This window comes from Holdemania massiliensis AP2 (genome assembly GCF_000327285.1).
Lineage (GTDB): Bacteria > Bacillota_I > Bacilli_A > Erysipelotrichales > Erysipelotrichaceae > Holdemania > Holdemania massiliensis.
The window spans coordinates 290,846-310,486 of record NZ_HE998567.1; the positions used below are offsets into that span (position 1 = coordinate 290,846).

At 47.6% G+C, this 19,641-nt stretch carries 18 protein-coding genes; 7 read left to right on the forward strand and 11 right to left on the reverse strand.

From position 1 onward, the window contains the following. The first annotated feature begins 125 nt into the window (after positions 1-125). Together nagA (BN162_RS01395) and nagA (BN162_RS01400) are read left to right on the forward strand one after the other, a co-directional pair. On the forward strand, positions 126-1,346 hold the full coding sequence (gene nagA / locus BN162_RS01395; protein ID WP_020223263.1) for an N-acetylglucosamine-6-phosphate deacetylase: 1,221 nt from the start codon (positions 126-128) through the stop codon (positions 1,344-1,346). Positions 1,347-1,361: 15 nt separating this feature from the next. After that, positions 1,362-2,564, forward strand: a complete 1,203-nt coding sequence (nagA, locus tag BN162_RS01400; RefSeq protein ID WP_020223264.1) for an N-acetylglucosamine-6-phosphate deacetylase — start codon at positions 1,362-1,364, stop codon at positions 2,562-2,564. Between the two features lie 43 nt (positions 2,565-2,607). Here nagA (BN162_RS01400) and BN162_RS01405 read toward each other — a convergent pair whose 3' ends face one another. Further along, entirely contained in the window at positions 2,608-3,084 is a 477-nt protein-coding gene (locus BN162_RS01405) for a DUF3021 domain-containing protein (RefSeq protein WP_020223265.1), read from the reverse strand. Between the two features lie 9 nt (positions 3,085-3,093). After that, positions 3,094-3,534, reverse strand: a complete 441-nt coding sequence (locus tag BN162_RS01410) for a LytTR family DNA-binding domain-containing protein (RefSeq protein ID WP_020223266.1) — start codon at positions 3,532-3,534, stop codon at positions 3,094-3,096. A gap of 274 nt (positions 3,535-3,808) precedes the next feature. Between BN162_RS01410 and BN162_RS01415 the strand changes: the two genes are divergently transcribed. Then, positions 3,809-5,194: a sodium-dependent transporter gene (locus BN162_RS01415; RefSeq protein ID WP_020223267.1), complete on the forward strand. Its 1,386-nt coding sequence runs from the start codon at positions 3,809-3,811 to the stop codon at positions 5,192-5,194. A gap of 48 nt (positions 5,195-5,242) precedes the next feature. Here BN162_RS01415 and BN162_RS01420 read toward each other — a convergent pair whose 3' ends face one another. The 4 genes from BN162_RS01420 to BN162_RS01435 form a co-directional block, all read right to left on the reverse strand. Next, the gene (locus tag BN162_RS01420) at positions 5,243-5,929 is read right to left on the reverse strand and encodes a hypothetical protein (RefSeq protein ID WP_020223268.1); all 687 of its coding nucleotides are present in this window, start codon (positions 5,927-5,929) and stop codon (positions 5,243-5,245) included. 23 nt (positions 5,930-5,952) lie between these two features. Next, positions 5,953-6,645: a hypothetical protein gene (locus BN162_RS01425; RefSeq protein WP_147612127.1), complete on the reverse strand. Its 693-nt coding sequence runs from the start codon at positions 6,643-6,645 to the stop codon at positions 5,953-5,955. Positions 6,646-6,897: 252 nt separating this feature from the next. Then, positions 6,898-8,244, reverse strand: a complete 1,347-nt coding sequence (locus BN162_RS01430; protein ID WP_020223270.1) for a S1C family serine protease — start codon at positions 8,242-8,244, stop codon at positions 6,898-6,900. A gap of 217 nt (positions 8,245-8,461) precedes the next feature. Beyond that, positions 8,462-8,677 (reverse strand): sporulation stage IV protein A, encoded by a 216-nt coding sequence (locus BN162_RS01435; RefSeq protein WP_020223271.1) that lies wholly within the window; start codon positions 8,675-8,677, stop codon positions 8,462-8,464. A gap of 170 nt (positions 8,678-8,847) precedes the next feature. On the opposite strand from BN162_RS01435, the gene BN162_RS01440 reads away from it, so the two are divergent. Beyond that, entirely contained in the window at positions 8,848-9,756 is a 909-nt protein-coding gene (locus BN162_RS01440) for an Abi family protein (RefSeq protein ID WP_020223272.1), read from the forward strand. Positions 9,757-10,017: 261 nt separating this feature from the next. On the opposite strand, the gene spoIVA is transcribed toward BN162_RS01440, so the two are convergent. From spoIVA to BN162_RS01465, 5 genes are all read right to left on the reverse strand, one after another. Then, complete coding sequence (gene spoIVA, locus BN162_RS01445; protein ID WP_020223273.1) at positions 10,018-11,496, reverse strand: stage IV sporulation protein A; 1,479 nt, start codon at positions 11,494-11,496, stop codon at positions 10,018-10,020. Positions 11,497-11,758: 262 nt separating this feature from the next. Further along, positions 11,759-12,052, reverse strand: coding sequence for a hypothetical protein (locus BN162_RS01450; protein ID WP_020223274.1), 294 nt, complete (start codon positions 12,050-12,052; stop codon positions 11,759-11,761). Positions 12,053-12,060: 8 nt separating this feature from the next. Beyond that, on the reverse strand, positions 12,061-12,468 hold the full coding sequence (locus tag BN162_RS01455; protein ID WP_020223275.1) for a hypothetical protein: 408 nt from the start codon (positions 12,466-12,468) through the stop codon (positions 12,061-12,063). After that, the gene (locus BN162_RS01460) at positions 12,461-12,916 is read right to left on the reverse strand and encodes a MarR family winged helix-turn-helix transcriptional regulator (protein WP_020223276.1); all 456 of its coding nucleotides are present in this window, start codon (positions 12,914-12,916) and stop codon (positions 12,461-12,463) included. Before BN162_RS01460 ends, BN162_RS01455 begins: the two co-directional genes overlap by 8 nt. A 137-nt stretch (positions 12,917-13,053) precedes the next feature. After that, on the reverse strand, positions 13,054-13,905 hold the full coding sequence (locus BN162_RS01465) for a DegV family protein (RefSeq protein ID WP_020223277.1): 852 nt from the start codon (positions 13,903-13,905) through the stop codon (positions 13,054-13,056). 471 nt (positions 13,906-14,376) lie between these two features. Here BN162_RS01465 and dnaE point away from each other — a divergent pair, with 471 nt between their 5' ends. Genes dnaE through BN162_RS01480 form a run of 3 tightly spaced genes read left to right on the forward strand, consistent with a single transcriptional unit; the run spans position 14,377 to position 19,619 of the window. Further along, the gene (gene dnaE, locus BN162_RS01470) at positions 14,377-17,460 is read left to right on the forward strand and encodes a DNA polymerase III subunit alpha (RefSeq protein WP_020223278.1); all 3,084 of its coding nucleotides are present in this window, start codon (positions 14,377-14,379) and stop codon (positions 17,458-17,460) included. Between the two features lie 37 nt (positions 17,461-17,497). Further along, positions 17,498-18,160, forward strand: coding sequence for a response regulator transcription factor (locus BN162_RS01475; RefSeq protein WP_020223279.1), 663 nt, complete (start codon positions 17,498-17,500; stop codon positions 18,158-18,160). Further along, positions 18,150-19,619 carry a sensor histidine kinase gene (locus BN162_RS01480; RefSeq protein ID WP_020223280.1) on the forward strand — a complete coding sequence of 490 codons (1,470 nt, stop codon included), beginning with the start codon at positions 18,150-18,152 and terminating at the stop codon, positions 19,617-19,619. Before BN162_RS01475 ends, BN162_RS01480 begins: the two co-directional genes overlap by 11 nt. Positions 19,620-19,641 lie beyond the last annotated feature (22 nt).

A 19,641-nucleotide genomic window follows, 5' to 3' on the forward strand; every position in this document is an offset into this window, starting at 1 on the left:
GCGGCGGGCAAAGAGAAATTGGCATCTCCCACTGCCATGAAGTCAATCCGCGCATCGATAGAGGGGTCGTCCTCGGTTCAAGGATCGAGCACGGATTGAAACAACTGAGAAAGGAGTTGGAAATCTTGCATCAAGAAACAAGTTCATTTTACAGCCGTCATATCGTCACGGAACAGGGTACAGTGGAAGGCGTACTGCAGATTAGCGGAGGGAAGATGACCGAGCTGATTCTCCATCCGACTTCACAACAGATCGCTCAAGCGAAAGATTTTGGGGATGAGCGGATCTTTGCGGGAATCATCGACCTGCACAGCCACGGTTATCACAGCTGGTCAGCCAAGACGATTGATTCTGAGGAGATTCAGGGATTATCTAAAATTCTGCCTTCTATCGGTGTTACCGCGACTCTGGCGACAACTACAGGCTGGAAGGAACATGAGATGGACATGTTAAGCGCGATTGCCGGGGCTTTGGAGCAGGGAGTATCCGGAACGAGGATTTTGGGAATTCATATGGAAGGCCCGTTTTTTAATCCGGATAAGCACAATGCGACGCCGCGCGGCGAGGTTATCCCGCCCAGTGTCCAAAAGTGCGAGGCTTATTGGCAGGCTGCGCGGGGAAAGATTCGCTATATGACGCTGGCGCCGGAAATTGAGGGTGTTGATGAAACGATCCGCTGGCTGCGTGATCATAACATTGTTGCGGGTGCAGGACATACCCTCGCCAGTGATCAGCAGATGCAGAAAGCCATTGCCGAGGGCATTCAGGTCTCAATTCACACCGGCAATGCGATGCGTCAGATTGACCGCCGGGATATCGGAGCGCTGGGAGCGGCCTTACTGGATCCGGATGTTATCTGCGAGATCATCTGTGATTTCTATCATATCGCACCGCGGATGCTTGAAATCATGTTCCGGGTTAAAAACAACTTTGACAAATTCATCATGATCTCCGATTCCGACACGCTTTCCGGTGTTGCGCCGGGCACGTATTTCGCCTATGGCAAGCGCGTGAATGTGCATGCGGACGGCCGGATCCTTTTGGATGACGGAACGATTTCCGGCAGTTCCAAATTTGTTTTGTACGGGATGGAAAATTTGATTGAAAAGCTGGGCATCCCAGCCCATATTGTCAGTCGGATGGCGTCGCTGAACCCAGCGAAGCTGTTGGGCATGGAGAATCAAAAAGGGTCGATCGCAGCCGGCAAAGACGCTGATTTCTTCATTGTCAACGATCGTTATGAGGTGCAGGAAACCTGGGTCGAGGGCCGCTTGGTCTATAAGAAAACCGATATTATCGAAACGAATAAGCATTTTTCCCAGTTCTGCCGGAAACTGGATTCATGAGAAGGAGGTCAGAGAATGAAAATACGCTGCAATGAAATCGTAACTCCTACCGGTGTAATCGACGGATTAGTCGTCATCGAAAATAAAAGGATCGTCCAAATCGTGCCTGCGGAACAAATCACGGATACGCAATGGGATCAAGATTGGCAGGGGTATAAGCTGCTTCCGGGACTGATTGATATCCATACCCATGGGTATTACGGCTATTCTGCACTCTCCGTCAAGCGTGAGGATTTCCATGCGCTTTCGCATTTGATGGCTGCGATCGGCGTGACGAGTTATCTGGTGACGGCTGGGGATCATAACGCTGCGGAAATGGAAAATCTGAAAGCCATTGCTCAGGCGATTGAGGATCAGCGTCACGGCTTGAACCAAGAAGCCCGAATGCTGGGCATTCATATGGAAGGGCCGTTTCTGAATCCCAACCGCCGCGGAGCCTTTCAGCCAGAGGAACTGTTAGCGCCCTCCATCGCTAAAATGCAGGCTTATATGGAAGCCAGCCATGGACAAATTCGTTATATGACCCTGGCGCCGGAGCTGGATCCTCAAGGGGAACTGATCCGTTTCTGCCGCACTCAGAATGTTTTGCTCAGCGGGGGCCACACCGTTGCAACCTATGATGAATACAATCAGGCGATAGCGCAGGGATTATCCTGTTCCACCCATACCGGCAATGCGATGCGGCAGATGGATCGGCGCGAGCCGGGAGCGTATGGCGCAGCTCTACTTTCTGATAAAATTTACAGCGAAGTGATCTGCGATCTGTTTCACATCAGTCTGCCGATGCTTGAAATCATGTTCCGGATTAAACCGATGTCGGGTTTTATCATGATTTCCGATTCCGGACCGATGAGCGGGATGCCGTCCGGCACATATACCATTCGTGGTCATCGCCGGACGATCAGCGAAGCGGGATTGGTGCTGCTAGAGGATAGAACGATTGCGGGCAGCTCTAAGAACATGCTTTACGGCGTAAAGAACCTGGCGGAAATCCTGAATAAGCCGATTACCGAGATTGTCAAAATGACCTCGGAAAACCCCGCCAGGCTATTCAAGCTTGAACACAAGGGTGCGATTGAAGTAGGCAAGGACGCCGATCTGATTGTCGTGGATCAGCAGTATCAGCTGATGAGCACATTTGTCGAAGGGGTTGAGGCCTATCGGCAGCATGATCCAATGACCGTGAATCCGGATTTTTTAAACCCGGATGCGGCGTAACGAAACAAAGGAAAAGGAGAAAAAGAACTGCGGTCATTGCTGATCACAGTTCTTTTTGATTGGTGTTTCCGCGAACATTTAGTTGTTGATTGAGCTGACTGATTTTGCGCTTCATCGTGGTGAACTGCCAAAACCAAATCAGGGCATAAATAAGAAAGAACAGGCTGAAATAAAAGCCGATGCCAGGCAGGCTGTGCGGCATCCACCATAGGCAGTAAGCAATCGGCAGCGTCCCGAATGAACAGACCGCCAGATGCACCAGCGTCTGTTTTAGCAAACTCCAATTTTCGATTGTCCAGATCAGACTGGCTAACGCCCAGATCGCGCCGTAAAGCAAGGAACAGATTGTCTGCACAAGCATCGCGCTGACTTCGGTTTTGCAAAGTAAGATTAATTCTGGAACGACTGGATAATACTGTCCGTTGTTGTGCATTAACGAGATGCCAAGGGTGATCAGCGTAGAAAGGGCAACACCCGCTAACGCTCCCATTAGCGCAGTCATCATGATTTTCTTTTTCATCATTTCACCTCATATTCCGCATGTCTGCTTAATTTTTGAAACGTAACGCCGTGAAACAAAAGTTCTCTCACCATTGACCATTGTCACGCCGATGGTGCCGGAATAGCTTAAATCAAAATGTTTTACTTTGTCCAGATTGATCATTTCGGAATGGGATATCCGGACGAAACTGCCGGAAATCAGCCGTGTTTGAACTTCCTGCAGAGTGAGCCGGATAATACATCGGCCTTTTTCAGTTTCGGCTATAGTTTTCTTCTCCTCAGCATAAATCCGCAGGATATCGCGCGGATGAAGCAGAATAAGCTCCTCGTTCTGAAATCCGGGAAGATAGACGGCCGGTCCTTCCGATAACGACTGAATCAACATCTGAATCTCGTCGGTGAGCTGCCGGGCAACGAGGATGATTTTGCATTCGGTACAGGTTTCGTCAATCTGAATTTCAACTTTCATGTTCATCACTCCCTTAGGTTTGAGGTCTGGCTGTTCTCAGTATATCGGATTTTACCCGTTTATTCATTGGATTTTGGATAAACGGTTGATTTCGCGGGACAGTCGGCTTGCTTACCGGATGAAGTAAACAAGTTCAGGTTAATCTGCGGAAAGTAAAACTGCAGGAAAAGCGCAGGGAAAGGAAAGCGGCCTAATCAAAAAAGCCAGTTTTTCATTCAAATTTAACGCTGCTTTTGATATAATGAAAAATAAGGTTTAAAAAGGGGAGCAGGAAATGAATTCTAAACGAGGACAATGGGCCAGTAATCTGGGCTTTATTCTGGCCGCGGCAGGCAGTGCTGTCGGCTTAGGCAATATCTGGAAGTTTCCAGGCAAAATCGCAGCTTACGGCGGCGGAGCGTTTTTGCTTTTGTATGTACTGATCGTCGCCTTGATCGGCTTGCCGGTCATGCTGGCGGAATTATCCATCGGGCGGGCAACGCAGAAAAATGTCGTCGGCGCATTTCACAGCTTGAACCGGCGCTGGACTTTCTGCGGCGCACTGGGTGTGATCACGTTGTTTGTTATTTTATCCTATTACTGTATTGTCGGCGGCTGGGTAATGAAATATGTTTTTGTATATTTAACCGGTGCGCACTTTCCGGCAACGGCAGCACCGTTCCAGGATTTCTTCGTACAGTTTATTTCAGCACCGGTACAGCCTCTGCTGTGGGGAGCTTTGTTTTTAGGCGTATGCATTTTTGTTGTTGTGCGCGGAGTTTCCAGCGGAATTGAAAAGTTCAGTAAGTTTTTGATGCCGTGTTTGTTTCTGCTGCTGATTGCAATCATGCTTCGTGCAGTCACTTTGCCGAACGCTTGGGAAGGCGTTAAGTATCTGTTTGAAATCCGGCCGGAGGCGATCAATGGTGATACACTGGTCGCGGCTTTGGGACAGGCCTTTTTCTCTTTGTCAGTCGGAATGGGGATCATGGTAACCTATGGTTCGTATGTTCCCAAAAAAGAAAATCTTTTGCGCAGTGCGGTGATGATCTGTTTTTTGGATACGCTGGTTGCGATTTTAGCCGGCTTGGCAATTGTCCCTGTGGTTTTTGCTACAATGGGGGCTGAAGGCCTGGGAATGGGCGGCGGCTTTGCTTTCATGGCGCTGCCGGAGGTTTTTGCGATGATGCCCGGCGGTGTGTTGTTTGGCTTAGCATTCTTTCTGTTATTGTTTCTGGCAGCCCTGACCAGCGCGATCAGCATTTTGGAAAGCTGTACAGCATTCTTAAATGAAGAGCTGCACTGGAGCCGGCTGAAATCGACCTTGCTTTTGGCTGTGCCGATGAGTTTGTTCAGTATCGGCTATTCACTTTCTCAAAACGCGGATCGCGGGCTGAATCTGCCGTGGCTGGATTGGAAGCATGGACTGCAGTGGCTGCCGATGAACGCGGTCATGGAGAAATTTACAGATAATCTGATGATTCCCTTAGGTGCACTGTTATTCTGTGTGTTTGTCGGCTGGATCTGGGGGGCCTCCAAGGCCGCGAAGGAAATCCGCGGCGAGGCGCAGAAACCATTCAAACTGGAAAAATTCTGGAGTTTTATCGTCCGATATGTGGCGCCGGTTGTGATTTTAATTATTTTGTATTTTACCTTAATTCAAGGACAAGGTCTTTCTTAACCGAAAAAATGGAAATGAAGCCTTTGTTATGGATGGGTCGGGATGAGATCAAGCTCTCATCGCGGCCTTTTCTTCTTCCTGGATGATTTCCTGCATGCGCAGATACCGCTTTTTAGCCAGTTCACGGATCAGCGGCTGATCACTGAGATAATCGAGAAAAATCTGCAGCTGAGCGAGCATCGGGTTTTGCCGCGTCAGCTGTCTGACAATCACGGACTGACTGTGCGGCCGGGCTTCTTTGATAAACCAGCGGTATTGTTCTTCGGCGGAAAGCGGCAGCTGAAAAGGATCATTGACAGTCGGCAAAGGGATTGTTTTCAACTGAATTTTATCAGCGAGAGCAGAGCTTAATCCAAGCTCATTGGGCTGAATTGAACATAGCCTTTGAAGACCGGTTCGGGAAAGCGGAGCCTGAACATAAGTAATGACCATCAACGTATCGACAGCATTGCGCTTATCCGCATTCTGAAGCCGGATCAGTTCAAGCACAGCATCTTTGATTCGTTGAGAAAGAGAACGATAGGCGGTAATAATTTGAAGACTAGCTCCAATAGAATTGTTGAGGATTATGGGCAGCATAATCGATTTGGCGGATTTAAGCGTTTGGGAACTGACAGAAATCTGACATACTTCACCGGTTAACGGATCCTGCTGGGCCGTATAGCCGCTTAAAATCATTTTCAGAAGAAGGTCGTTGGTCAGGGTGAAATACTCATTCAGGGAAGGCTGAGACATAAATTAATTCCTCACTTTCTATTTCAGGCTCTCATCGCGGCCTTTTCTTCAACCTGCACGATTTCCTGCATGCGCCGATACCGCCGTTCTGCTAAGTCACGGATTGCTTCCTGATCGCTGAGAAAATCCAGAGTCTGCTGAAGCACTTTGAAAATCGGATCCTGGCTGAATAAAGCTTTTATGATGGAAGAGAGGGTGTGCGGCCGGGCTTCTTTGATGAACCATCGCCATTGATCTTCTTGAGAAAGCGGAAGTTCAAAGTGTTCTTCTTCCGTGGGAAGCGGAATGATGACCATGGATATTTTATCTTCAAAGGGCGTGATGAAGCCGAAATCTGATAAATGCAGCGTGCGGGAAGTCATTTTTTTCGAATAGCTCGTTTTGCTTTGAACAAAGGAAACAGCGACAATCGGAGAGAGGTCTTCGATATTTTTAACGGCAGGAGACTGGGCAGCCATTAATTCACAGGCAAGATCTTTTGTCCGCAATGTGGCAGTCCGCCAGGCAGTGACGGGCTGAGCTCCAAGAAATAGGGAATCGTTAACCCGAAGACCGATTCCGATCGAATCTTTGGATTCGAGAGTTTCCGAATCGATAGAAAAAACCAGGGCTGGACTTTCCGCTTTGCCCAGGGCATGGGGCAGGCTGGTCATAACCAGCTTAAAAACTAGATCATTTGTGAATGTAAAGTACTCGTTGAGCAGCAGTTGTTGCATCATTGTTCCTCGCTTTCTACTTTAATATTGCAAATTTTTCCAAAAAGCCCCGCGAAAAAACAAAAAAAGTTGAATTTCTTCCCCGAAAAAAGTGTTTGCCTCTGAAATATTTTACATTTTAGTGAGAAATTCAATGGATAATGAATTATAAATATCGAACATAGATTGGTAAATCAGGGGTGAAAGAAGAGTTTCCATATAAAAAAACCTTCCGCTATTAACGGAAGGCTGATTCAGCTGCAGAAATTAATTTTAGTTTAACGGAACTTCCGGATTGGATTGTGTTGCGCCGTTTTGATTCTGCGGTACAGTCGTATTTTTCTTTTCCTGCAGTGTCAAAGAGACAGTAACGGTGGAGCCATTGCGGCTGACCATAATGTCTACGGTATCTCCGACTGAGTAATTGTCCAGGGCCACGCTGAGGTCCGCAAAAGTCTCTACGACCTGATTGTTGAGGGAGATGATTCGATCACCGGCCTGCAAACCAGCTTTTTCTGCAGAGCTACCGCTCTCGACATCCGTGATGTAAACCCCCAGGCTGTTGACTCCGTACTGCATTGCGGTCTGCGCATTTTCAATACTCAAGACCGTCACGCCCATCGCCGGCCGGCCTGTTACGTAACCGTTAGCAATCAGTTCCTGGGCGATCTTGCTGACAAGATTGGAAGGAATCGCAAAGCCTAAACCTTCGACGTCGCTGCCGCTGGATTTGGCTACAACCATGCCGATCAGTTCACCGCGGGAATTGAACAGTCCGCCTCCGGAGTTGCCCGGATTGATCGCAGCATTGGTCTGCAATAACGTCATCTGCTGGTTATCTAAGGTAATCGAGCGGTCTTTGGCACTGATGATGCCGTTGGTCACAGTGCCGCCCAATTCACCTAACGGATTGCCGATAGCGACAGCGGTTTCTCCGACATTCAGATTGTCGGAATCACCGAAGGTAACCGGCGTCAGGCCGCTGGCATTGATCTTCAGCACGGCAACATCGGTCTTGCTGTCCGTGCCGACTAAAACGGCATCATACGTTGTTCCATCACTGGTGCGAACCTGAATCGTTGAAGCACCGTCGATGACATGGTTGTTGGTGATCAGATAGCCGTCTTCGGAGATGATGACGCCGCTGCCGGCTCCGGTTTGAACATACTGCTGCAGAAAGCTGCTGTTGGTCACTTTTTCAGTTTTAATCTCAACAACGCTTTGCTGATTTAAAGCAGCTACCTGTTCCACGCTCATTTCACTGCCGGCGGCAACGGGCTGAACTTCAACTTTACTGCCGGTCGAACGGTACAACGTTGTGGAGGAATTGTTCATTTGATTGGCTAACAGTCCGCCGCCAAAACCAATGCTGCCTGCCAACAGGCCGCAGCAGAGAAATCCGGTGACCATCGTTCGCTTCATGGATTTACGCTGTTTAGCCAGCTCTTTGAGCACAGGATCCGGTTCCGGCTGAACATGGACATGGGCGTAGCTTTCGTGTTCTTTGGTTTCAGCATGGGCATTGGCGCTTCTATTTTCCTGTGAGGCAGCGGTCATGCCGGCTTCATGTTCACAGTGGTTTTCTTCTGGGATTGGATTTTCATGATTTTCATTCATCATTAACACACCTCTTTCTTTTTACGAGTCTTATTCTAAACTGGCGATGTGACTTCATATTGACTGAAACATGAAGGTTATGTGAAGGCTTGGGAAAACTGATGTTCACGCTGGCAGAAACTGGAGAATTCTGCTGCTCTGTGCATGGATTCGAATTTAAAATTAGGCGATAAAGAAAAAGAAGTCCGGACTTTGAGCTTCCTTTTTAACGAAGGGAAAATCAGAGAACAATGGCGATGACGTTGCCTTTGCCGCGGTTGATCAGCTTTGTCAGAATTCCCTGCAGCCGCACCCGTGCTGTTTCCGGAATCATGGACAGTTTAGAGTTTATGTCGTCCTTGATGATATTCGCCAGTTTGCGGCCGAAAATATCGGATTCCCAGATCTCCTGCGGAGCGCTTTCCTGAGCACGAAGCGGATAGTTTGAAGTAGTCAAAGATAGAATGCTTTTATTTCACACAGAGGGGCAGAACAGAAAAGAAAAAACTTTTCAGGAAGAATTCTTGATAACTGATTTTAAATCTGTATAATAAAAGTAACAGATCCCACTACGCCTCTGGTCTTCATGCGCAACCCGGTGGGACTTTTTCATTTATGGGAGGTTTTATGTATCAATATCCGAAACAAATATTAACGATAACGCAGCAGGTACAATCATATATTAATGCTGGGATGACGATTACTTCTTATAAAGATGTTGAAGAAGCATTAAAGTCTATTGGGTTTTATCGTTTACGAGGGTATTCGTTTCACTTGTATGATAATTCTACGAAAAAGTATGTTCCTGGAACTAAGTTTGATGACATTCTAAAGTTGTATCAGTATGATCAAGAAATATCGATTTTGATTTTTTCGATGATTTCGAAGATTGAAGTTGCTTTGAGGGTACGGTTGGTTGAAGCCTTACTTGTGCATGGAGACGCATTGATTTTGCAGGATTCGTCGATCTTTAAAGAAAAAAAGATGTATTGGCAAAACATGTCTGCAATAGCGTCAGAGATTGCCCGGTCTAATGATGTATTCATTAGACATAATTTTGATAAACATGAAGGTGAGGTGCCTGTATGGGCAAGGGTAGAAGTTCTTTCATTTGGAACTTTATCGAAGATAATTAAGAACTTAAAAACAGGCCCAGGAAGTGTATATTCAATATTAGCAGCTAATTACCAGTACATCTCAAAAAAAGGAAATGTGGTAACTCCCTCACAAAAAATGTTTGCTTCATGGGTACAGGGAGTCTCTGTATTACGTAATATGTGTGCTCATAATTCCAGAATATATAATAGAACAATACATACTACGCCTGAAATTTTAGATGCAGATAAGATTACGCCACCGCCTTTGCATAATGGATTGTATCAAATTTTATTGGCAATGAAATATCTGAGATCATCAAATAAAGAATGGACAGAATTTGCAGAAGAAGTTGATAAGCTGATTCAAAACAATAACAGCGTAATTAATCTTGCAGCTATGAATCTGCCGATAGATTGGAAAGCCCATATGAGTGTTTAGAATTCGTTATGATGCATAGACTATTTAAGTAGACCTAATCAAGCATATTTGCTCAAATCGATTAGGCTTTTGGCGAAGTGTTACGATATGCACTTCGTCATTTTTATTATATCAGATAGCAGAAAGAGAATTATTCTACGTTTGCTTTTCTTTCTCATTAGAAAAGATCCCTCCTTTCCATACAACGTTTTATTGATTCCCGTTGTCTATGAAAGAGGGATCATATTCTTAGATTAAACTTCCTTTTTAACGAAGGGAAGATCAGAGAACGATGGCGATGACGTTGCCTTTACCGCGATTGATCAGCTTTGTCAGAATTCCCTGCAGCCGCACCCGTGCTGTTTCCGGAATCATGGACAGTTTAGAGTTCATGCCGTCCTTAATGATATCCGCCAGTTTGCGGCCGAAAATATCGGATTCCCAGATTGCCTGCGGATCGCTTTCCTGATCACGAAGCAGGTAGCTGACCAATTCCTCACTCTGTTCCTTTGAGCCGATAATCGGTTCAAACGTGCTTTCCACATCGACTTTAATCATGTGAATGGAAGGGGCAACCGCTTTGATTCTTACGCCGTAGCGTCCGCCTTGCTTGACAATTTCCGGAGTGGAAAGCTGAATATCGTGAAGCGAAGCGGAGGCAAAACCATAGCCGGTCTGCTTGACCATCTTCAAGGCGCTGCTGATGGCGTCATATTCGCGCTTGGCCTCCGCAAATTCCTGCATCAGCTGCATCAGCTGAGCTTTATCTGTAATATCCTGTCCGATAATTTCCTTTAAGACCTGATTGTACAGACCGCTTTTGACTTCCAGATCAACGACAGCAACGCCTTTTCCGGTATCCACCGTCGCCAGATTGGCCTTTTCAACATATTCATTCTCATTGAGAATATCGACAATGCCTTCGACTTCACGCAGTTTGGTGATCGCCTTCATGCTTTCTTCGATCGAACTGTTGACGCTTTGTTTCAGCCAGTGTTCGTCGGTTAAGACGGAAACCCATTTCGGCATCTGAACGTTGATTTCAGAAACTGGGAATTCATATAGCGCTTCCCGCAGCAGGACGTGAATATCGTTTTCATCCAGCCGGTTGACCGCCATCGCTAAAACGGGAACTGCGGTTTTTTCCTTTAATTTGTCGACGACGCTTCGGCATTGAATGGATGCCGGATCTTTTGAGTTGACAATAATGATAAACGGTTTGCCGATCTGTGTTAATTCCTCGATGACTTCCGTTTCTGCTTCGATATACGATTCGCGCGGCAGATCAGCGATTGAACCGTCGGTCGTGATGACAATACCGATCGTGGAATGATCCTGGATGACTTTCTGTGTACCGGTTTTGGCTGCTTCATTAAAGGGGATCGCCTCATCATACCAAGGTGTCCGCACCATCCGCATGCCGTTTTCATCTTTATAGCCTTTGGCTTCCGGAATGACAAAACCAACGCAGTCGACAAGCCGGACCTTGACCGTAAAGCCGTCGTCAAAAGCGATTGTCGCGGCGTTGTTCGGAACAAATTTTGGCTCGGTTGTCATGATCGTCTTGCCTTCTCCAGACTGCGGGAGTTCATCAATCATCCGTCCTTTTTCGTATTCATCTTCGACATACGGAATGACGGCCTGTTCCATGAACTTTTTGATGAAAGTGGATTTGCCTACCCGTACTGGTCCGACAATGCCTAAATATATATCGCCGCCAGTTCTTTCACCGATGTTTTTCAAAATTTCTGTCGTTTCCATAACTTCCTCCCTTAGCTATTTGAAGTGTATGAATTTGCCTGAGCCTCTATGCCAGCCCAAGGTGAAAAATAAGCAGAAATGCGTCTGTTGAGGGGGACAGAGATAAAAACTGAATGCTTGGAATCTGCCGCAAAGACAAAAGAAGTCCAAAAATAAAGGAAAGGTCAGCAGGAAAAAGACAAAAAAAACAATCCGAAGAACTGCGGACTGTCTTTTTGTTTAAGCTTTGCTTTTTGTTTTATGCAGAAATGAAGCAGCGCTGTTATTTAATTTCGCGTTCCGTGTATTCCGCGTCGATCACATCTTTTTCATCAACATGCGGACGGCTTTGCGAGGTTTGCGAGTAGGCGGAATCCTGCTGCTGTTGCTGCTGATAGTAATCTTGTTGCTGCTGCTGGGCTTTGTAGAAAGCTTCACGCTGCTTTTTATTGCGGTAAATAAACCAAGCGATGATGCCGACCCATAACAGAAGTCCGACTAGGGGATAGGCATAAAGCAGCGGCGAAAGAAACTGCAGAATCATTAATAGAATGAAAAAGTATACAATTGATCCCATACTTTGCCCTACGACTTTCTCTCAAAGGTGCTCTTGCAGCGCGGACAGGTAATTTCAATCTTGCCGTGTCCCCGCGGCACGCGGACGGTCTGATGGCAATGCGGACAGCTGAAATATTTGTGCTCCTTATCACTGGCGTTTTTCTTGATCAGCGAGAAGCGGGAACGAACTGGCCGGGTCAGTTCCATGTATTTGATGTTTTCCTTCTGGCGTTTCCAGATGTTGCGGGAAAGGGTGCGGAACAGGGAGAGGAAAATCAAAGCATCGGCCAGCAAATTCACAAAGGGACTGCGCAGCGTCAGCATGTTGATCAGCATGACGGCGATCGCCGCGAACAACAGAAAATTGTTCAGCGAATCTGTTCCATAACGTCCGGCCATAAACCGGTAAAGCGAGTTTTTGATCTTATCAAGCATGGTTAGTATTCTCCTTATAATGAAGCTTGCGCATGATCTGCGTGATATCCTGAAAGCTGTGGTGCAGCGTAGCCAGCTCATCTTCGCTCAGCTGCGCGAAATACGGGGTCAAATGGCGAATCTGCTTCTCTTTATATTCCTGCAGAATCACGCTGCCTTGGGAACTGATTGAAATCAGAATGCTGCGGCGGTTGCTGGGATTGGGCTTGCGGGCTACGATCCCCCGTGTGACTAAACCGTCAATCAGCTTGGACAGCTGCTGTTTGGAAATCAGCGTCTGCCGGCAGCAGTCGGCGAGCGTCATTTCACCGCGGCACTGCAGGGTAAACAATACATATAATTGAACAGGGCTGAAATTCTCATTCTGCGCGATTCCCATGGAACGGTTGAGCATCAGCGGCTGCAGATCAAACAAATCTTCCAATACGATGCGAATAGCTTCTTCCATCTTTATCACCTCATGCAAACTATTATACAGAATTTCGCAATCTTGTAAACACGTGTTTACAGACTTCACATGATTTCACATGAAATCTTCACAGGATCTTCACGTTAAGCCAACAGAAAAGCCGTCAAAGCTGGCGGCTAATCGAGCTTTCTGAAATACTGAATCGCCTGGGTATTCAGCCCGGTGTGAACGGCGACGACATTGACAAGCTTAATGATCTGAACCTCTGACTTCGGGAAGGTTCGCCGCAGGATCGCAGCCAGCTGTTCGGCGGTCTGCGGAGCGTCGACATGCGCGACTGTAATGGAATAGTGCTCGTCGATGCTGTCTTCCTTCATGATCTGCACAGCCCGTTCAAGCGCGCGGGTATAGGTTCTGACTTTCTCTTTGACGTCAATCCGCCCCATCGTGCGCTGATTAATCTCCAGAATCGGCTTGATCTTTAATAATCCGGCCAAAGTTGCGGCCAGCGGCGTCAAGCGTCCGCCGCGTTTCAAATGCTGCATGTCGCTTGGCAGAATCAGCGTATTGGTCGTGTCGATCACTTGCTGGCAGGCTGCCTGAATGTCCTCCATCGAAGCTCCCGCCTCCGCCATCTGCTTCGCTGTGCGGATCAGATATTCCTGAACTACGGCGGTGACATGCGTATCAATCGTGATGATCGGCAGGTCTAACTGCGCTGCTGTAGTCTGCATTGCGCTGATTGTGCCGGACAGACCGCTACAGATCGGAACGGCAAAGATGAGCTCATAACCTTCCGCCTTTAGTTTTTCAAAACATTCCTGAATCCGCCCCAAAGCCGGCAGGGACGTTGCCATGGCTTTCTGCTGCTGAAGCAGGGTGATCAGCTGATCCTTGTCAATGTCTTCCATATCCTGAAGACTGCGGCCGTCCACACTGATCTGAAGCGGCAGGCTGATGATATCGTCAGCCGCCATTTCGGCTGCGGTTTTTCCGATGCCGCTGTCGGTAACAAAGGCTATTTTCATAGTTCTTCACTCCTTATATCCTTAATTTTAACGCGATCTGATTTAGAAGTAAACTAATATCCACAGACAGAAAAGGCGGTTTGTCGTACATTCAAAGAAGATCAAAGGTTAATAACAAAGAAGAAAAGGTAGAAATAGGGGAAGTCTGTCAGAAAAAGTAAATTTAAGAGAGCGTTTTTTTGATTACAAGCTTTGTTATGGTAAAAAATTTAATTTCAGAAATGAGGGAACTAGAAAAAAATTCAATTCGAAATTGACGTCAAACTCATTCTCTTTTATAATTATTTAAGCAGAAAACCCATAAGTCTTTAGCTTATGGGAGGTTCACAATTAACTCAAGAGAAAGAGCGACCAATAAAAAACGAAGTGGAATGATCCGGTGAAGATACAGGCGGTCTGTCAGGCAAAAAGGGTAAGAGTGGCTGAGGCGGCCGCTTTATGGTAAAATAAACACAGAAGGGAGTGCTGAATATGAGCGTTCATCTGCATGCACGAAGTTGTTATACGTTATTAAACAGCACTCTGACCATACCGCAGTTGGTTTCTCAGGCTAAACAGGCAGGTTATGGTGCGATTGCCTGTACGGATGAGAAAGTCATGCACGGCGCGATGGAGTTTTGGAAGTGCTGTCAGAAAGAACAGATTAAACCACTTTTTGGCTTGGAAATCCAGGTGAAAATTGAAGAAGAAATTGTGGCGATGACGGTGCTGGCACGGGACAACGAAGGCTATGTCGGGCTGATGGAAGTATCGAGCCGCCTGTGCGAGGATAATGCGCAGCTGACACTGGATCAGATTCAGCCGCATCTGGATCACTGGGTGCTGATTGTTTATGGCGAGGGCGGCTTTGCTGAAAGCGAGCTGATTCAGGAAGATCGCCGTGGATTGGGTGATAAGCTGGGATGGCTGAAAACGCAGCTTCCGCTGTTTTATATGGCGATTTCGTTCAATGATGCGTCATTCTGGAAATTAAAGAATATTTTATTGAAGCAGGTGTGCGGCGCTCAGGATATCCCGACAGTGGCGCTGTCAAAAATTTATTATGGCAAGGCTGAGGATGCGCAGCTGTTTAAGATTGTCAATGGCATTCGGCTGTCCAAGACGATCAATGACAAAACGCTGCCGTCAGTCAATGGCCGTTATCTGCGCACGCCGGCGGAAATGGAACAGCTGTATGACGCTGAGGATCTGCAGGCGAGCGATCACATCGCCTCGATCTGCAACGTGACGATGGAACTGGCGAAGACGACGCTGCCGGCTTTTCCTTGTCCGCAAGGTGTATCTTCAAAGCAGTATTTAACCCAACTGTGCTTGGCAGGATTAAAAAAACGGCGGCAGGGACTGCCGGAGGATCCGGCTTACCGGCGGCGGTTAAAATATGAGCTAGACGTTATTTTGACGATGCACTTTGAAGACTATTTTTTAATCGTCTGGGATTTTATCCGGTTTGCCCGCAAAGCTGGAATTTATGTTGGCCCTGGACGGGGCAGTGCGGCGGGATCCTTGGTTGCCTATGTATTGGGGATTACGCATGTGGATCCGCTGCAGTATGGCTTGCTTTTTGAACGCTTTTTGAATCCGGAGCGCATTTCGATGCCGGATATTGATACGGATTTTCCGGATAATCGGCGCGATGAAGTGATTCGGTATGTCGCTGAAAAGTATGGCGAGAAGCATGTCGCACATATCGCTACCTTTGGTACCTTGGGGGCAAAGCAGGTGCTGCGGGATGTCGGACGGGTGATGGAAATCCCGTTGAGGGAAGTGGATATGTTATGCAAAGCGGTGCCGTTTGGCATTAAGATGACGCTGCAGACCGCGATCCAGCAGAATCCGCGCTTTCATCAGATGGTCTATGCCGATCGGCGGTATCAGGAATTATTTGAAACCGCGCTGCGGATTGAGGGATTGCCCCGGCATGTATCGACTCACGCCGCTGGAATCGTGTTCTCACGCGCTGAACTGGATCAGATCTGCCCGACGATCCGAATTGAAAATGATTTGCTTTCCACGCAGTACACGATGGAGCATCTGGAAGAACTGGGCTTAATTAAAATGGATTTTTTAGGACTAAGAAATCTGACGATTATTGATGATATTGTCCAGCGTGTCAATCAGCGGCAGCCTTTGGATATCATGAAAATTCCGCTAGATGACGCTCGGACCTATGCGCTGCTGAAAAAAGTCGATACGGTTGGAATTTTCCAGCTGGAATCGGAGGGCATGAAGAATCTGATCCGCAAAATGCAGCCGGAATGCTTCGATGATATCGTCGCGACGATTGCGCTGTTCCGTCCCGGCCCGATGGAAAATATTCCGGAATATCTGCGCTGCCGGACCAGTCCGTCGGCGGTGCATTATCTGCATCCGGATCTTAAGCCAATTCTGGAAAGCACCTACGGCGTGATGATCTATCAGGAACAGATCATGCAGACAGCACAGAAGATGGCCGGGTTCTCATTGGGCCGGGCTGATGTGCTGCGGCGGGCGATGTCCAAGAAAAAGCTGAAGGAACTGCAGTCGCTGCAGAAGGAATTCATCGGCGGCTGTATTCAGCAGGGCTATGATGAAAAGCTGGCCAACGAGGTCTATGAATTAATCTTGAAATTTGCCAATTACGGCTTCAATAAATCACATTCCGTCGCGTATGGACTGCTGGCGTATCAGCTGAGCTATCTAAAAGCTAATTTCCCATTGGAATTCTATACTTCGCTGCTCAACAGTGTGATTGGGGCAGAAGGGAAAACGGCTGAGTATATCGACGAATGCCGGCGGCATCAGGTTCAGATCTTAGGGCCTTCGGTCAACGCCAGCGACGTACGCTATCTCATTGAAGGTAACGCGATCCGTTATCCGTTATTGGGAATTAAAAATATCGGCTCGGCCGCCTGTCTGCAGCTGTTGGCGGAACGGCAGGAAAAGGGGCCGTTTGCGGATTACTATGATTTCGTCACACGGATGCTGACGCGCCGGCTGAACCGCAAGATGATCGAAGCGCTGATTGATGCCGGGGCGCTGGATGAGTTCCACGCCAACCGGCAGAGTCTGCGGCTGTCGCTGGAAGAAGCGATCAGTTACGGCGATTTGGTGCGGATTGAGGTCGGCGGGCAGGTACGGATCGATTTGGGATTGGTATCCAAACCGGTGATGGTCATGGCCAAGGAAGATCCGATTGAACGCAGCGAACGGGAGCGGGAAGCGTTAGGCTTTTATCTCTGCTCGCATCCGATTCTGCAGATCAAAAAGAAATATCAGATTCAGACCGAACCGCTGATCCGGCTGCTGGCCAAAGGCGGTTATATTGAAGGTTTCGTTTATCTGCAGCGCGTCCGCCAGCACCGCACGAAAAAAGGCGATCTGATGGCGTTTGCCGTCGGTGTTGATGAAACGGCCCAGATCGATCTGGTCATCATGCCGAATATCTATGCCCGCAGCACGGCCTTTCTCAACAAAGGACAATACGTGTATTTCCAAGGCAAAATGGATAAAGAAGACTCCTGTCTTGTCAATCGGCTGCAGCCGCTGAATCCGGATTTCACGCAGAATTCACAATAAAACGGTACACTGTTGACCATAAGGAAGGATGAGGAACATGGCCAAAATACTTATAGTTGATGACGAACAGATGATCCGCGAGGTCGTTCGGGAATATGCCCTGATCAATGGTTATGAAGTTGCCGAAGCCAGCGACGGTTTGGAGGCGCTGGAATTAGTGGAAAAGGAAGATTTCGACTGCGTGATTCTGGATATCATGATGCCGAAGCTGGATGGTTTTTCCGCATGCAAGCAAATTAAGAAGATCAAGCCGATTCCGATCATCATGCTTTCCGCCCGGCAGGAAGAATACGACAAGCTGTTCGGTTTTGAGTTAGGCGTCGATGACTATGTCGTCAAGCCGTTTTCACCGAAGGAACTGATGGCGCGCGTGAAAGTGATTCTGGAACGTTTCAAGACCAAGGACAGCGAAGTTCTGCGCTTTGAAGGCCTGCAGATCAACGTCGAAGGCCGTTCCGTAACGGTCGACGGTGAGAAAGCAAACCTGACGCCGAAGGAAATTGATCTTTTGTTATATATGGTCAAGAATAAAAATATCGCGCTGTCGCGGATGAAGCTGCTTGAGGAAGTCTGGGATTACGATTATTTCGGAGATGACCGGACGGTCGATACGCACATCAAAATGCTGCGGCACAATTTAAAAGACTACCGCAAGTTTATCGTGACTGTTCGCGGAATGGGGTATAAGTTTGAAGCTTGATTTTCATGGCATAAAGTTTAATATCTGGCTGTATTTCATGTTATTTGCAGCCGGACTTTTAGCTTTGGTCGGCGGCGCTCAGCTGCTTTTGATCAAACCGTATTACCGCAGCAACAAGATCTCGGCGATCAAGGAGGTTGCGGCGACGATTCAGGAATACGTGATTGATAATCAATGGCTGGATGAGGCGACGATCAAGAAGGCTTCGCAGTTTGCGATCAACAATAACGTCTGTGCTGTCGTCTATAATGACAGCGGCAGCGTCGTCTATAATTCCGATTCGCTGGGCGATTCCTGCATCTTCAATCAGACGATGACCGTCGGCTCAACGCAGCTGCAGCCGCTTAAAAACGGCCAGGCGATGCGTGAGCTTCTGATATTAAGCGACGGGGAGCTGTCGGAGGTTTTAGCCAATCAGCGCAGCGATCAGGAAATGATTCTCTATGGCAAGATGGTGCAGGCCAACTTGGCCAATTTCTATCTGTTTGTCAACAGTCCTTTGGAACCTCTGGATTCGACGCTGACGATCTTTCAGGATCAGTTTTTTGCGTTGGCTTTGATCACGTTGTTTTTATCGATTGTCATCTCGCTGTTTATTTCAACAAAGCTGTCGCGGCCGATCGTGCAGATGAAGCACTCCGCCAATGAGCTGGCCAAAGGCCATTATGATATTCACTTTGAAGGCAGCTATTTCAGTGAGATCGATCAGCTGGCTGATACGCTGAATGATGCGACGCACAAGCTGAGCAAGGTGGACGAGCTGCGCCGCGACTTGATTGCCAATGTCTCGCATGATATCAAAACGCCGTTAACGATGATCAAGGCTTACGCGGAGATGATCCATGATATCTCCGGCGATATCCCAGCCAAGCGCGATGAGCATCTGGACGTCATCGTCAGAGAGGTGGATTATCTGGATCATCTGGTCACGGATATGGCGGAATTGTCCAAGATGCAGTCAGGCAGTTATCAGCTGAAACTGGGAACGTTTAATTTGAATCAGAAGATTCAGAATATCGTTTCGCTCTGTCAGGTCATGATCGACGATCATCATTACCAGCTGGTAATCGAATGTCCGCGCTCACTGACGATGACCGCGGATGAGGTCAAGATCAGTCAGGTGATTTATAATTTCCTGTCCAATGCCTTTAAGCATACCCCGGACGGTAAAAAAATAACGATCCGGGCGTTTGAGAAAAACGATTGGATTCAGGTTGAAGTGGAAGATGAAGGTGAAGGGATCAAGAAGGAAGATCTGCCTTATATCTGGGACCGATATTACAAAATTGACAAGAAATATCAGCGCGCGGCCGGCGGCAGTACAGGACTGGGATTGGCGATCGTCAAAGCGATTCTGGACAGCCACCATGCGGAATACGCTGTTGAAAGTGAGGAGGGGAAGGGCTCCCGGTTCTGGTTTAGAATCCGGCGCTCAGCAGAATGGAAAATCAAACTATAATGGAAAGGCCGCAGGAGAATCG

Bases quoted from the DNA above. Each gene is read 5' to 3' on its own strand.
- BN162_RS01475 (WP_020223279.1), top strand. From the start codon at position 17,498: ATGGCCAAAATACTTATAGTTGATGACGAACAGATGATCCGCGAGGTC.
- BN162_RS01450 (WP_020223274.1), bottom strand. From the start codon at position 12,052: ATGGGATCAATTGTATACTTTTTCATTCTATTAATGATTCTGCAGTTT.
- BN162_RS01415 (WP_020223267.1), top strand. From the start codon at position 3,809: ATGAATTCTAAACGAGGACAATGGGCCAGTAATCTGGGCTTTATTCTG.
- BN162_RS01465 (WP_020223277.1), bottom strand. From the start codon at position 13,905: ATGAAAATAGCCTTTGTTACCGACAGCGGCATCGGAAAAACCGCAGCC.
- BN162_RS01425 (WP_147612127.1), bottom strand. From the start codon at position 6,645: ATGCAACAACTGCTGCTCAACGAGTACTTTACATTCACAAATGATCTA.
- nagA (WP_020223264.1), top strand. From the start codon at position 1,362: ATGAAAATACGCTGCAATGAAATCGTAACTCCTACCGGTGTAATCGAC.
- BN162_RS01455 (WP_020223275.1), bottom strand. From the start codon at position 12,468: ATGCTTGATAAGATCAAAAACTCGCTTTACCGGTTTATGGCCGGACGT.
- BN162_RS01460 (WP_020223276.1), bottom strand. From the start codon at position 12,916: ATGGAAGAAGCTATTCGCATCGTATTGGAAGATTTGTTTGATCTGCAG.
- BN162_RS01430 (WP_020223270.1), bottom strand. From the start codon at position 8,244: ATGATGAATGAAAATCATGAAAATCCAATCCCAGAAGAAAACCACTGT.
- BN162_RS01440 (WP_020223272.1), top strand. From the start codon at position 8,848: ATGTATCAATATCCGAAACAAATATTAACGATAACGCAGCAGGTACAA.
- BN162_RS01420 (WP_020223268.1), bottom strand. From the start codon at position 5,929: ATGTCTCAGCCTTCCCTGAATGAGTATTTCACCCTGACCAACGACCTT.
- dnaE (WP_020223278.1), top strand. From the start codon at position 14,377: ATGAGCGTTCATCTGCATGCACGAAGTTGTTATACGTTATTAAACAGC.
- BN162_RS01405 (WP_020223265.1), bottom strand. From the start codon at position 3,084: ATGAAAAAGAAAATCATGATGACTGCGCTAATGGGAGCGTTAGCGGGT.
- spoIVA (WP_020223273.1), bottom strand. From the start codon at position 11,496: ATGGAAACGACAGAAATTTTGAAAAACATCGGTGAAAGAACTGGCGGC.
- BN162_RS01410 (WP_020223266.1), bottom strand. From the start codon at position 3,534: ATGAAAGTTGAAATTCAGATTGACGAAACCTGTACCGAATGCAAAATC.